Genomic DNA, 13,108 nt, shown 5'->3' with positions numbered 1-13,108 from the left:
TCAGCCTCCCAGCCGGACGTCATCGCCGACCGGGCGCACCGACGCGCGAGGCACGCCGTGCAGCTCGCGGCGGAGGTTCGCGCGCGCGATGTCGGCGGTGTCGAGCAGATAGGTCTGGTGCATCCGCCACGGGGTGCGGTGGCCCTGCCGGGGGAAGCTCTGGACGCCCCTTTGGACATAGCCGGACGCCAGCTCGATCATGGGCTGCTCCCGGACACCGGGCTCCGCGGGAGGGGTGACCGCGGCGAGGTCCGCGCGGCGCATGTGGTTGAGGACCCGGCACACCAGCCGCGCGGTGAGGTCCGCCCGCATCGTCCAGGACAGATTGACGTAGCCGAAGCACAGTGCGAGGTTCGGCACGTCGTTGAGCATGGCTCCGCGCCACAACATGTGACCCGCGGGGTCGACCGGTCGGCCCTCCACGCTCACGGCGATGTGGCCGAGCGCCAGCATGCGCAGTCCGGTCGCCGTCACGACGACGTCGGCCGGCAGGACCCGGCCCGATCGCAGGCGGATCCCCTCGGGGACGAAGCTGTCGATGTGATCGGTGACCACCTCGACGTCCTCGCGCCGGATCGCCTTGAACAGGTCCGCGTCGGCCGTGATGCATACCCTCTGGTCCCACGGCGCATAGGAAGGGGTGAAGTGCTCACGTGCCGCCTCCGGGCCGATCCGCCGGGCGGCGGCCTGGGTCAGCAGCGCCCGCGCCCGGTCCGGAAAGCGCCGGCAGTAGTGGTAGAAGCCGTTGGAGTAGGCGGCGTTGCGCGCCCGGATGACCCGGTGCGCCAGCCCGGCGGGCAGGAACCGCCGGATCCTGGCGGCGACGCGGTCGCGACGCGGCAGCACGCTGATCCAGGTCGGCGTGCGCTGGAGCATCGTCACCTTCGCCGCGTCGCGCGCCATCGCGGGCACGACCGTGATCGCGGTGGCGCCGCTGCCGATCACTACGACGTTCTTGCCGGCGTGGTCGAGCCCGTCGGGCCAGAACTGCGGGTGCACGACCGTACCCGCGAAGGACTCGACACCGGGAAACTGCGGTTCATGGCCGCGCTCGTAGTCGTAATAGCCGGTGCACAGGTAGAGGAAGGAGCACGTCACCGTCGACCGGACCGGCCCGTCCTCACCGCCGCGCTCGACGGTCACCGTCCAATGCGCCGTCTCCCCCGACCAGTCGGCCGCGACCACCTTCGTGTTGCAGTGCAGGTGCCGGTCGATGCCGAAGCGCCGCACGGTTCGGCGCAGGTAGTCGAGGATCTCTGGCCCGTCGGCCATGGAGTTCTCACCGGTCCACGGCTGGAACGGAAAACTCAGCGTGAAGATGTCGGAGTCGGCCCGGACGCCGGGGTACCGGAACAGATCCCACGTCCCGCCCAGGGACTCACGGGCCTCCAGCAGGGCGTACGACCGATCCGGACACTGCGACCGCACTCGGTACGCGGCGTCGATGCCGGAGATCCCGGCGCCGACGATCAGCACGTCCACGTGGCCGGGCAGCGGAGCGGGATGCGCGGAACTCGTCATGGCACCCGAGTATGGGAGCGCCCGCCACCGGATACTTAACTCTGTGCGACAAGTATTTACCTTTGCGCGACACCCGGTGGCTGGTGGGTGTCCCTGGCGTCACGGCGGACCTGCGTCGGTGTCCTGCCGAACCACCGGCGTGACGCGCGCGTGAGCGCCGCCTGCCCCGCGAGATCGACCAATGACGCGATCTGGGAGAACGGCATGCCCGTCGTCGTCAGCAACCTGTGCGCGGCGTGCTTGCGTACGTCGTCGACGATGCCCTGGAACGAGGTGCCCTCATCCGCCAGCCGCCGCTGCAGCATCCGGGGGTGCATGTGCAGCCACGTCGCGACCAGGTCGATCCGCACGGGAAACGTGCCCAGCGCGCGGCCGACCGCCGACCGCACCGAGGCGGCGACCCCCTCGCGCGGGTCCACGTAGTGCGACTCCAGGTACTCGACGACCATGTGCCGCAGTTCGGGATTGACCGGCGCGGACATCGGCTGGTCGAACAGCTTCGCCGGCACCCGCAGCAGGGCCTGGTCCGTGTTGAACCGCACCGGCGCGCCGAAGAACTCGGTGTACACCGACTCGTTCGCCAGCGGCGGGTGGGGCAGGTAGACCCCGAGCAGCTCGTATCCGCCGCTCATCGTGATGAGATTGCGGTGCAGCAGCCCCAGACCCGCATCCATCGACTGCGGCTCGAAGGGAACATCCGGATGCACCAGCCGGTACTCGACCGCGCCCACTCCCGCGTAGTGCTCGGGGTCGGGCCCACGAGACAGCCGCAGGCCCTGGTTGTGCACGAACAGGAAGCGTGACGCACAGTCGAGGCCGTCTCCGACCGTGTCGCAGTTGCCGACGGCCACGGCCAGCGGCCCGAGCATCGACATGTCCTGGGATGCCGCCAGGCGCAGACCGAAATCAGGACAGTTCAGCCTCGCGGTGGCGCTCCGCAGAATCCGCCCGGCCGTGACCGCCGGCAGCAACCCGTGATCGGAGTCCAGATCACCGGGGCGCACACCGAACTCGGCCAGCAGCCCTGCCCCGTCGCCTCCGAGATCGTCGACCAGCCGGTCGATGCCTCTGATCGCGGCAGCCCGGATCTGGATTCGCATGCGCTCGAAGGTATCGGCCGGCCGACACAACGGCGGCCCGGTGTCCGGCGACGGGGGACGCCTCGCCGACGAGCGTCCCCGAGAACTTGTTACCACCTGCCCACTCCCGCCTGGCATCACGTTGCCGCCGATACTCGGATTCGGGGCAGCCTGCGATCACTGCCCCGCGCTAGAATATGACAGTCGTTATAGTCGCGGGGAGGGGCACAGGCTTATGGCCAAAGATCCGGAACACGGCCCGGCGCGGGTCAAGATCGTGGCCGGAGCCGCCGACATGATCAGCCGACGCGGCCTGAGCGCCACGAGCATCCGGGAGATGGCCAAGCACGCCAAGGCGCCGCTCGGCTCGACGTACCACTACTTCCCGGGCGGCAAGCGGCAGTTGGCCACCGAAGCGGTCCGCTACACGGGTGAGCGGATCGCCCGCACTCTGCGCAAGGAACTCGCGGCAGGCCCGGCCGCAGGACTGCGCGCCTTCCTGGCCCTGTGGCGCAAGATCGTCGTCGACACCGACTTCCACGCCGGATGCCCCGTCCTGGCAGTGGCCATAGAGGAACCCCCCACTGACGAGGTGCCACCCGCCCTGGTGGCCGCGGCCGAGGTCTTCGACCAGTGGGAGAGCCTGCTCGCCGAGTCCCTGCACGAACACGGCGCCGACGCCGAACAGGCCGTGCAGGTCGCCACGCTCATCGTCGCGGCCGTCGAGGGCACCGTGGCCCTGTGCCGCGCCAAGCGCAGCACCGAACCCCTGGACCGCACGGCAACGCAACTCCAGACCCTCATCGCCGCCACGATCAAGGACTGAGGGGCCGTCGGCCGCCTCCCCGAGGCACGGCCGGGCACACCACCCGGCGAACGTGTTGCGCCTGGCCGGACGCTTCTCATGCGCCGAGCACGGCGCGGACGGCGGCAGCCTTCTCCTCGGTGAACACGCCGCCGTCGAGGAGGGAGAGGATGGACAAGACGCCGCCGCGCGAGCCCCAGCCGCCCTCGTCGATCACGCGGAAGTTTCCCCCACCAGCTCGGCAACGGTTCCGCCACACCACAGGCGTCGGCCATCGCGGCCAGGACGCGCTTGATGACCTCGCCGCGGGCCTCCTGCCGCCAGTCTCCGTCCATGACCGTCACGTCGATCACCATCGCGTCGGCGCCCGGACCGGCATCCGCCAGTGGGTTCACAGGCTTGTGACGGGTTGCCAGGTGAGGGCCGCTCACGGGCACTCCCACCCAGGCAGGGCCGACGCCTCGCCGACTCGACATCCAGACGACCGCAACCCTGCTGCCGATCGCCGGCGTCCGGCAGGGCAAACCGCAGCGAGGCCGAGCGTTCTGCTTCCACAGAAAGATCGAGCTCCTCGACGGCAGCCCTACGGACGCGCCGGGCACACCCTGCGCTGTCGGCGGATTCTGCTCAGACAGCTGCCGGATCGAGACGACCAGCGGTTACGGAAGCTTGGGAGCCCAAGGAGAAAGAACCGCTCATTCGGCCCGTGCCGCCTCTCCGTCGGATCGCCGCCCTTGCCGTGAAACTCGGGACAGCATGGCGGTGGACCAATTGCCGGACCGCAAGAGCTGCTGACGGACGCCGACCGGCAGGGCTTCGGCTCACCCCTTGGGGCCGACGACTCCCAGCTCCATCTCACCGATCTTCTCGATGTACGCGTGCAGCCGGTCGCCGGGGTTGATGGCGCCGACGCCCGGAGGGGAGCCGGTGGTCAGGAGGTCACCCGGGTGAAGGGTCATGACGCTGGAGGCGTAGGCGATCATCTGGTCGATCGGCACCTTCATCGTGCTGGTGTTCACCGACTGCCGGCTGAGGCCGTTGACATTCAGCGTGATGTCGAGCTGCTGGGGGTCGCCGATCTCGTCGGCGGTGACGAGCCACGGGCCGACGGGGCAGAAGGTGTCGTAGGACTTGCGGCGGGTGCGGTCGCCGTCACCGCGGACGGTGACGTCGATGAGGATGGTGTAGCCGAGGACGTGGTCGAGGGCTTGTGAGGCGTCGACGTTCCGTGCGGTCTTGCCGATCACCAGCGCGAGTTCGCACTCATGGTGGATGGCATTGGGCAGGTCGGGCAGCTCGATGTCACTGCCCGGCCCGATGATGCTGCTGGGCGCCTTCAGGAAGACATCGAAGGCGAGGAACCAGGCCGCGGATGCGCGTTGGGCGTCAGTGAGGATGGGGTCCATTTCCGCGAGATGTTCGTCGTAGTTCGCCGCGGCACACACGATCTTCGACGGATTCAACACGGGGGCGTCGAGGCGGACTTGTTCGATCGGGATGCGCGGGCCGGTCGCGGCCACCCGCTCCAGCGGTTCCCGGAGCTTTTCGAAATCGGCGCACAGGCGCAGCCAGTGATTCTGTGCGTAACCCGAGTCGAAGCCCGGCGCCACGGAAGTCACATCCACAATCTCGGAGTCTTCGACGACGCCGATTCGGCCGCCGTCGAACAGTGCAAGTTTCACAGGGTCTCCCGTCGTAGGTATCACCGTGGCCATTACACATGGCCGTGAATCGACTAACGACTATAGAGTCCCGCGAGGTCCAGGTCGAGGGCCCCCATCGCGTGACCATGCTCATTCGTCGGACATCGACCACAGCCCTGAAACCCACACCGCGCTTCGAGTCCGGCGCGCACGCCGTCGACGGAGGGCGCGTACCGCCACGAGGGGAAGCGACCCGCTCGTCACGTCAGTGATGGCCATCCAGGTCGGATGCCGAGGATGGCTCGACGAAGTGACGGTTTCCATCGACTGTCCTGGTCATGGAAAAAACGGATCACTGTCCGCCACCTGGGCACATGGATCGCTCACCCCTGCTCACCCTGCCCGCCCTACAGAGGCTTACATCCTCGAATGATGCATTCATCCCGATTTCCCGCCGCGCAGCACTTCCCGTCTCCTCGATGGGAAGGTAGTGTCCAGGCCAGCGGACAGTCGTCCGCTTGTGGGTGTCGATGAGGCGTGTCCGACTCGCGACCACGCACCACGCGACACCCTCGGTCTTGCCTTGCCGGGTAGTCGTTCGTATCCTAACTACGCACTGCTTGTCACATGTCCACGTGGAGGCCGCATGTCTGACGGTCGTTCGTTGTCCGGGCTGAAGGTGGTTGAGCTCGGGCACCTGATAGCAGGTCCCGTCTGCGGTCGCATGTTTGCCGATCACGGCGCGGACGTGATCAAGGTCGAGCCGCCGAACGGCGATCCGATGCGGCACTGGGGTCGGCTCTACAACGGGGTGGGACTGCACTGGTCCTATGTCGGCAGGGGCAAGAGTTCCGTTGTCATCAACCTGGCCACGGCAGAGGGCCAGGAGCAGCTGAAGCGACTCCTCGGCGATGCGGACGTCGTCATCGAGAACTTCCGCCCGGGGACCCTGGAGAAATGGGGTCTGGGCTGGGACGTGCTCCACGAGCTGAACCCCGCCCTGATCCTCATCCGGATCTCGGGGTTCGGGCAGACCGGCCCCTACAAACACCGTCCGGGCTTCGGCCTGATCGGTGAGGCGATGAGCGGCTTCCGGTACATGACCGCCGAACCCGGCCGGCCTCCCGTGCGGGTGGGCATCTCGATCGCCGACACGATGGCCGGCATCTACGGATTCGTCGGGGCGCAACTCGCCCTTCGGGTGCGGGACCGGACGGGCGCAGGCCAGATGGTCGACGTCGCGCTCTACGAGGCCATGTGGAGCCTGATGGAGTCGATCGCGGCGGAGTACGAGCTGATGGGCGTCGTCCGGGAACCGCAGGGATCCATCCTGCCGGGCATCGCGCCGTCGAACGTCTACCAGACATCCGACGGTGTATGGCTCGCGATCGGGGCCAACCAGGATGCGGTCTTCGAGCGATTCGCCCGCGCGGCCGGTCACGAGGAGTGGCTCCTTCCCGACTCCTACGCCACGCACAACGAACGGGCGCTTCGGCAGACCGAGCTCGATCAGGAAGTCGCCGAATGGGCGAGGTCACTCGACTCGCAAAAGGCGCTTTTGCTGCTGGATGAGGCCGGGGTTCCGGCGAGCCGTATCTACAACGCGGCCGATATCCACAGCGATGAACATTTCCGCGCCCGCGACATGATTCTGCGCGTCGCCGATCCCTCCCTTGACAGCGAAGAGGTGCCTATGCCGGGCATCGTTCCCAAACTCTCCGCCACTCCGGGAGCGGTGGAACGCGGCGCACCGAGACTCGGTGAGCACAACCATCTGCTCGACTGAGCACGTTCCCTTCGGCAATTCCAAGGGATTGGCAAAGACTCTGGTCGTTCACCGCACGGCCAGAAGACCGAAGAACACATTCAGTGAAGCAATGAAACGCAATGGAGCGTGAGCCGTGACCACAGAGATCAGCAAGGCATTCCTGGACCACGGAATCCGGTTCGACATTCCGAAGAACTCGGTCGGCCTCACAGGCCTGGACCACGTCGGAGTGGCGGTCCGCGACCCGCACAAGGCCGGCAAGTTCGTCGAGCAGGTCCTCGGCGGTGTCGAGGTCTACCGGGCAGGCTGGGACGCCGAGGACATCAGGCTGGGGCGCCCGCAGCACATCTTCTACCACGTCGGAACGACGCTGCTCGAGATCGCCAAGCCGAAGGACGACAAGTCCTACCCGGACCTCACCACGCTGGAACCCCAGCCGCACTGGGCGTTCGGCACGACCGCCGAGGGCCTGCTCCAGTTCGCCGACCACCTCAAGGACCAGGGCGTCCCGTTCGACGGCCCGCGCAGCCACCGCGGCATGTCGGCGGTCTCCATCTACTTCCGTGACCTCGACGGCAACAACCTCGAGGTCACGACGTGGGAGGAGGTCCCCGAGGACAAGGTCACCCCCATGGGTGGCCCCTTCGGGTTCCCGAACTGGCCGGAGCTCCTCCACAACTGGACCCCGCGCGACTAGGAGTCGGACATGCCTGAGCCGGTTGTCTCGATTCGCGAGGTCGCGCCACGCGACGGACTGCAGCTCGAGAAGCCACTCGACCGCGCCGACAAGGCGCGGGTGCTGGAGTCTCTCGTCGCGACCGGGGCCAAGCGCATCGAGGCCACCGCGTTCGTCTCGCCCCGGGCCGTTCCGAGCATGGCCGACGCGGAGTATGTCGCCGAACTCGTGACGCAGTGGCCCGGGATCGAGTGGTCGGCGCTGGTGGCCTCCGTCAGTGGTGCGGAGAGGGCGATCAGGGCCGGGTTCCGCACCATCGAGTACGTCGTCTCGGTGGCGGACGGGCACAGCCAGGCCAACGTGCGCCGTTCCACGGCCGAGTCGCTGGACCTCGTGGGTCGGATCACGGAACTCGTCCATGAGGCCGAAGGCCGTTGCGAGGTCATCCTCGCGACGGCCTGGGACTGCCCCTTCGACGGCAGGACCAGCGCCGGCCGCACGGTCGAACTGGCCGCCGGCGCGGTGGCCGCCGGCGCCGACGTCATCGGGCTGGGGGACACGGTCGGGACGGTCGTCCCGGGGCGGGTCACGAGCACGATCGACGCCGTACGGACTGCTGTCCCCGGGACACCTCTGGCGGTCCACATGCACAACACCCGAGGGACGGGCCTGGCCAGTGCCTGGGCGGCGATCGAGGCGGGCGTGTCCATGATCGACGCATCAGCCGGCGGTTTCGGCGGCTGCCCCTTCGCGCCGGGAGCGACCGGAAACATCGCCACCGAGGAACTGGTCTACCTCCTCGAAGACAGCGGCATGTCGACGGGCCTCGATCTCGACGCGGTCATGCGGTCGGCGCGCCTGCTCGAAGCCGTACTCGGTCACCCCGGAGAGAGTCAACTGCTGCGGGCAGGCGGCAGGTTGCAGACGCGGCCACCGATGCCTGCCAGTTAGGACGCTCCGCCTCACTCGGCTCACCATCGGTGGCCGCCCTGGCCGGAGTCGGCCCGCTCGCGCTCACCCCCTCCGGCGCGGCGGGCCGACTCCCAGACATCACCCTCGACGCTCTCGGTGCGTGCCCTTTCCACTGCCGCTGGCATCCAGGTCCGCACCATCCCCCGGGAGCGAGGACCTCTTCGAAGTTCGGCCCCATAGGGAGAAGTGATGACGCAGGACAGACACTTTGATCACGTCGTCGTGGGCGGCGGCGCAGCGGGCAGCGTGGTGGCAACGCGTCTCAGCGAGCGCGACGGAGCTCGTGTCCTGCTCCTGGAGGCCGGCCCCCTGGACACCACTCCCGCGGGTCACCTGATTCCGCCTCTGGGTGTGTTCCAGCTGCAGCGCGGTGAGTTCGACTGGTGCGACGAGACCGTTCCGCAGCCAGAACTCCACGGCCGGAAGGTTCCGATCTCCTCGGGGCGCGTCCTGGGCGGCGGCGGGGCGATCAACTTTCTGTCCTGGTGCCGCGGCACACGCGGGGACTACGACGGCTGGGCGGAACGCGGCATGAAGGGCTGGGGATGGGATGACCTTCTGCCCAGCTTCCGCCGCGCCGAGGACAACGAACTCGGCGACTCCGAGGCGCACGCCCGGGGCGGGCCCATCGCGGTGACCACCCCGCGTGACGTCAACCCCATGTCGCTGGCCTTCGTCACGGCCTGCCTGGAGTTCGGGCTCGACATCAACCGCGATTTCAACAGCGGCGACCTGGACGGCGCAGGCCTCGTCTACAGCAGTATCCGAAACGGCGAGCGCAGCAACGCACGCGACTACCTAGTCCCGGCCATGGACCGGGCCCAGCTCACGGTGCAGGTCGGTGCGGTGGTCCGGCGGGTGCTGCTCAACAGGCAGCGCGTCGTGGGTGTGCAGTATCTGGATCGCGCCGGTCGGCACCGGACCGTGTCGACGGCGTCGGTGGTGCTGTGCGCGGGGGCCCTGCGCTCTCCGCAGATCCTCATGCTGTCCGGGATCGGTCCGGCGCAGCACCTTGCCGATCTCGGCATCGAGGTGGCGGCAGACGTCCAGGGAGTCGGCGCCAACCTGCACGACCATCCGACAGTGCCGGTCACCTGGCCGGTCGTGCGGGGCCGTACCTGGAACGACGCACAGACCGAGGAGAACATCGCCACGTACGCCGAGCGCAGGCGCGGGCCGCTCGCGGTTCTGGCGGAGGTTGCGGCCTACCTTCGGTGCGGGGAGGTCTCCGGTGCACCGGACATCCAGGTGCTGCCCGCGGCGGTCGACTTCTCCGGCGGCAGTGAACGCTGGCTCACGTGCATGGTGAGCCTGCTGTCCCCGGTCAGCCGTGGGCAGTTGCGCCTGCGGTCCGTCGACCCGTCGGCGAAGCCTCTGATCGATCCGCGGTATCTGACCGAGTCGTCCGACCGGCAGACGCTGGTGGAGGGGATCCGCCGGCTCATGGAGATCGCGGCCGCGCCCGTGTTCCGCGTCTATGTCGGGGAACAGCCGCGCGATCTGGCTTCCGCGGCGGACTCCGGCGCGGTGCTCGACTTCGTCCGCCGAACCATGGTGTCCATCAACCACCCCGTCGGCACCTGCCGGGCAGGCACAGACAGCCTCTCTGTCGTCGACCCCGAGCTACGGGTGCACGGCGTCGACGGTCTGCGTGTCATCGACGCCTCCGTCATGCCCGACATCACCCGAGCCCCGACGCACGCGGCGGCGGTCGTGATCGGCGAACGGGGCAGCGAGCTCATGGCCCAGCACGCGTGACGGGCCCGCCCGTCGCGCCATTTGCACACCACTCAGCACAGCACGACTTCCCAGAAAGAAGGCCACGGAATGCCGAACCAGACCCCCGCGACGAGCAGCCTCGCACAGGACGTACGCCCCGGGCCCGACTCCTCCCTGACCGCGGACGACGTGCTGCGGGCGGCGGAGGACCTGGTGCCGCTGCTGCGTGAAGGAGCCGCTGCGACCGACGACTCCCGACGGATTTCCGGCGACACCTACCGGCGGCTGGAGGACGCCGGTTTCCTCCACATCCTCAAGCCCAAGAAGTACGAGGGGCTGGAGCTCACCGATCACGAGCACGCGATGGTGACTTTGACGCTGGCCCGCGGCTGTGCCTCCACCGCCTGGGTCTTCTCGGTCCTGAGTGCCGGCAACATCGCCCTGCTCGCCTTCCCCGAGGAGGTGCAGGACGAGGTCTGGGGGCCGGACCCGTACGCGACGCTCGCCGGAAACATCAACTTGAACCCGAAGGCCAAGGTGGAGCGGGTACAGGGCGGCTACCGGCTGAGCGGCCAGTGGGGGTTCTGCAGTGGCTCGGACTTCTCGAAGTGGCTGATGTTCAACGCGCCCGCGGGCGAGAACGGTGAGGGGCACATGTTCCTCGTCGACCAGAAGGAAGCCGTGGTGATCGACGACTGGTTCCCGACGGGCTTGCGGGGAACGGGCAGCCGCTCGATGGCGATCGAGGACGTGTTCGTGCCCGACCGCCGGATCCTGCCGATGCGTGAGATCCGCCCGCTGCTGGAGCAGCGGCGCGCACTGCACCCGACGTTCGACTCACTGTGGTCGTCCTGGCCCGCGGCTGGCCGGTTCCCGTTCGCGGCGGTCGCCGTCGGCGCCGCCCTGGGCGCGGCGGACCACTTCGCGGAGACGGCCGCGTCGGCGACCCGAGTCGCCAGCGCCGTGGGCGGCGTCGCCAAGCTCGCCGACCAGGAATACGTCGCGACCGAGTTCGCGGAGGCCGCGGGCGAGCTGGACATGGCGAGGACACTCGTCGACCAGCGCAGCCTGGAGGCTTCGCGGCGGGCCGCCGCCCACCAGCCCCCGACCCCCACGGAGCTGATGCGCGACACCCGCGACAACGCGCTCGTCACCCGTATCGCCCTCCGCAACGTCCAGCGGATCGCCTCCCTCGTCGGCGCCAAGAGCGGCAACCCCGCGCACCCGGTCTCCCTCGCCAAGCGGGACGTCGAGATGGCCTCGCACCACGTGACCCTCAACTGGCGCCGGGCCGCTATCGACTACATGGCCACCGCCGCGCAGGGCTGACCAGCCCCGCCCGGCACACCTCTTCACGATCAGCGAAACCGAAGGTAGCGACATGAACGCCCATTCCCCCCGCAGCGACGACCTGAGCGGCCACGGCGTGGCAGTGGCCGAGCCGAGCCCCGTACTGACCGCGGACGCCTTCAAGTTGGCGTTCCGCCTCTACCCGGGCGGGGTGTCGCTCATCACGGCCGACGCTGGCACCGGCCCCGTGGCACTGACCGCGACGTCGGTGTCACCGGTCAGCGCCGAGCCGCCCCTCATCATGTTCTCTCTCTCAGCCCTGTCCTCCAGCACACCCACCATCAGGGACGCCGACACGGTCGTCATCCACCTCCTCAACGCCGGCACCCTCGACCTGGCGCAGCTGGGAGCCACCAGCGGCATCGACCGGTTCGCCGACACGACGCGCTGGGCGCGGCTCGCGACCGGCGAAGCCGTCTTCACCGAGGCGCCGGTGTGGATCCGCGCCCGCGTCCACAGCCGTATGGAAGCCGGCGGCTCGACGGTGATCGTGGCCGAGGCCCTCGAATCCAGCGTCCGGTCGGAGTCGTTCGACGCGTTGGCCTCCAGCGACGGGCTCGTGTACGTCAACCGGGCCTGGCACCGCATCGGTTCGCACTCCCAGATCGACTGAACGCGGCACCCTGCTGAAGGAGTCGGGTATGCGCAAGCCACACCGTCGGATCAGGAACAAGCTGGAGGCGGGCGACCGGGCCTTCGGCATCAGGCTCCAGCTGCCGAGCCCGGACATCGCGGAGATCGCCGGGTACGCCGGTGCCGACTTCGTCTGGCTCGACGCCGAGCACGGCACGATGGACCTCGGGGACATCGGTGGGATCGTGCGCGCCGCCGATGCGTCCGGCATCGACGCGATCGTGCGCGTTCCCGACCACTCGGCGAGCTTCATCCAGCGCGTACTGGACACCGGCGCCGCCGGGATCATCGCGCCGCACGTCCGTACCGTTGGGGAGGCGGCCGCGATCGCCAAGGCGACGCGGTTCGGCCCGGCCGGCACCCGGGGAGCGTGCGCGTCCACCCGTGCGTTCGGTCATCACAGCCCGGACTGGACCGCCGATCGCCGGCGCGCCGACGAGGACGTCCTCGCCTTCGGGGTCGTCGAGGACGCCGAAGGCATGGACAACGTCGAGGCCATCGCCCGCGAGTCCGGCCTGGACGGGCTGCTGTTCGGCGCGTTCGATCTCGCCCAGGACCTGGGCCGCGAAGGCGACGTGACCCATCCCGACATCGACAAGCTGCACCAGCGCTTCCTCGCCGCCGTGCGGGCGGCAGGCACGGAGTACCTCGCCGTCCCCGGCTGGGGCTCCGGCGGCATCACCGCGCTCGCCGAACACGCCCGGCTGTTCAGCCTGTCCGGAGACAGGGCGGCGCTCGCCACCGCGTTCCGCACCGCACTTACCGAGGGAGAAGGGGCGCTTATGGCCTAAGCGCACTGCTCGTCTCTACGCGCCCACGAGAACGAGCACGGATATGAGCCGAAGGGCGCACCCGATGTGGAGCCGCCATGTCGTACATCTCGGTTTTCGTCATCTTTCAACCGGTCGCGTTTACCGGCTTCTGTCCTGACGTGAGAGAGAG

The 13,108-nt window shown here is 68.7% G+C and carries 11 protein-coding genes; 8 read left to right on the top strand and 3 right to left on the bottom strand.

Annotated features, from left to right (window positions below; all coding sequences use genetic code 11):
* Positions 1-1,521 (bottom strand): flavin-containing monooxygenase, encoded by a 1,521-nt coding sequence (locus IQ210_RS41275; RefSeq protein ID WP_026178570.1) that lies wholly within the window; start codon positions 1,519-1,521, stop codon positions 1-3.
* 56 nt (positions 1,522-1,577) lie between these two features.
* Positions 1,578-2,621 carry an AraC family transcriptional regulator gene (locus IQ210_RS41270; protein WP_019068869.1) on the bottom strand — a complete coding sequence of 348 codons (1,044 nt, stop codon included), beginning with the start codon at positions 2,619-2,621 and terminating at the stop codon, positions 1,578-1,580.
* Between the two features lie 214 nt (positions 2,622-2,835).
* On the opposite strand from IQ210_RS41270, the gene IQ210_RS41265 reads away from it, so the two are divergent.
* Complete coding sequence (locus IQ210_RS41265; RefSeq protein ID WP_019068868.1) at positions 2,836-3,426, top strand: TetR/AcrR family transcriptional regulator; 591 nt, start codon at positions 2,836-2,838, stop codon at positions 3,424-3,426.
* Positions 3,427-4,226: 800 nt separating this feature from the next.
* Here IQ210_RS41265 and IQ210_RS41255 read toward each other — a convergent pair.
* The gene (locus IQ210_RS41255) at positions 4,227-5,087 is read right to left on the bottom strand and encodes a fumarylacetoacetate hydrolase family protein (RefSeq protein ID WP_019068866.1); all 861 of its coding nucleotides are present in this window, start codon (positions 5,085-5,087) and stop codon (positions 4,227-4,229) included.
* Positions 5,088-5,694: 607 nt separating this feature from the next.
* Here IQ210_RS41255 and IQ210_RS41250 point away from each other — a divergent pair.
* The 7 genes from IQ210_RS41250 (at position 5,695) to IQ210_RS41220 (ending at position 12,957) form a co-directional block, all read left to right on the top strand.
* A complete protein-coding gene (locus IQ210_RS41250; RefSeq protein WP_078532443.1) occupies positions 5,695-6,834 on the top strand; it encodes a CaiB/BaiF CoA transferase family protein in 1,140 nt (379 codons plus the stop codon).
* A 115-nt stretch (positions 6,835-6,949) separates the two neighbouring features.
* Positions 6,950-7,513: a VOC family protein gene (locus tag IQ210_RS41245; RefSeq protein ID WP_019068864.1), complete on the top strand. Its 564-nt coding sequence runs from the start codon at positions 6,950-6,952 to the stop codon at positions 7,511-7,513.
* Positions 7,514-7,522: 9 nt separating this feature from the next.
* Entirely contained in the window at positions 7,523-8,443 is a 921-nt protein-coding gene (locus IQ210_RS41240) for a hydroxymethylglutaryl-CoA lyase (protein ID WP_019068863.1), read from the top strand.
* 210 nt (positions 8,444-8,653) lie between these two features.
* Entirely contained in the window at positions 8,654-10,222 is a 1,569-nt protein-coding gene (locus IQ210_RS41235; RefSeq protein WP_019068862.1) for a GMC family oxidoreductase, read from the top strand.
* A gap of 69 nt (positions 10,223-10,291) precedes the next feature.
* A complete protein-coding gene (locus IQ210_RS41230; RefSeq protein WP_194084403.1) occupies positions 10,292-11,512 on the top strand; it encodes an acyl-CoA dehydrogenase family protein in 1,221 nt (406 codons plus the stop codon).
* A 52-nt stretch (positions 11,513-11,564) separates the two neighbouring features.
* On the top strand, positions 11,565-12,146 hold the full coding sequence (locus IQ210_RS41225; RefSeq protein WP_019068860.1) for a flavin reductase family protein: 582 nt from the start codon (positions 11,565-11,567) through the stop codon (positions 12,144-12,146).
* A 28-nt stretch (positions 12,147-12,174) separates the two neighbouring features.
* Entirely contained in the window at positions 12,175-12,957 is a 783-nt protein-coding gene (locus IQ210_RS41220) for an HpcH/HpaI aldolase family protein (protein ID WP_019068859.1), read from the top strand.
* Positions 12,958-13,108 lie beyond the last annotated feature (151 nt).

It is taken from the genome of Streptomyces justiciae (assembly GCF_015163075.1).
Classification (GTDB): domain Bacteria; phylum Actinomycetota; class Actinomycetes; order Streptomycetales; family Streptomycetaceae; genus Streptomyces; species Streptomyces justiciae.
Note: the sequence above shows the minus strand (reverse complement) of the source record. Positions and strands in the feature narration are given on the sequence as shown.

What these genes read in the sequence shown, in the direction of transcription:
- IQ210_RS41220 (WP_019068859.1), top strand. Translation starts at nt 12,175, where the DNA reads ATGCGCAAGCCACACCGTCGGATCAGGAACAAGCTGGAGGCGGGCGAC.
- IQ210_RS41235 (WP_019068862.1), top strand. Translation starts at nt 8,654, where the DNA reads ATGACGCAGGACAGACACTTTGATCACGTCGTCGTGGGCGGCGGCGCA.
- IQ210_RS41225 (WP_019068860.1), top strand. Translation starts at nt 11,565, where the DNA reads ATGAACGCCCATTCCCCCCGCAGCGACGACCTGAGCGGCCACGGCGTG.
- IQ210_RS41275 (WP_026178570.1), bottom strand. Translation starts at nt 1,521, where the DNA reads ATGACGAGTTCCGCGCATCCCGCTCCGCTGCCCGGCCACGTGGACGTG.
- IQ210_RS41265 (WP_019068868.1), top strand. Translation starts at nt 2,836, where the DNA reads ATGGCCAAAGATCCGGAACACGGCCCGGCGCGGGTCAAGATCGTGGCC.
- IQ210_RS41270 (WP_019068869.1), bottom strand. Translation starts at nt 2,621, where the DNA reads ATGCGAATCCAGATCCGGGCTGCCGCGATCAGAGGCATCGACCGGCTG.
- IQ210_RS41240 (WP_019068863.1), top strand. Translation starts at nt 7,523, where the DNA reads ATGCCTGAGCCGGTTGTCTCGATTCGCGAGGTCGCGCCACGCGACGGA.
- IQ210_RS41250 (WP_078532443.1), top strand. Translation starts at nt 5,695, where the DNA reads ATGTCTGACGGTCGTTCGTTGTCCGGGCTGAAGGTGGTTGAGCTCGGG.
- IQ210_RS41230 (WP_194084403.1), top strand. Translation starts at nt 10,292, where the DNA reads ATGCCGAACCAGACCCCCGCGACGAGCAGCCTCGCACAGGACGTACGC.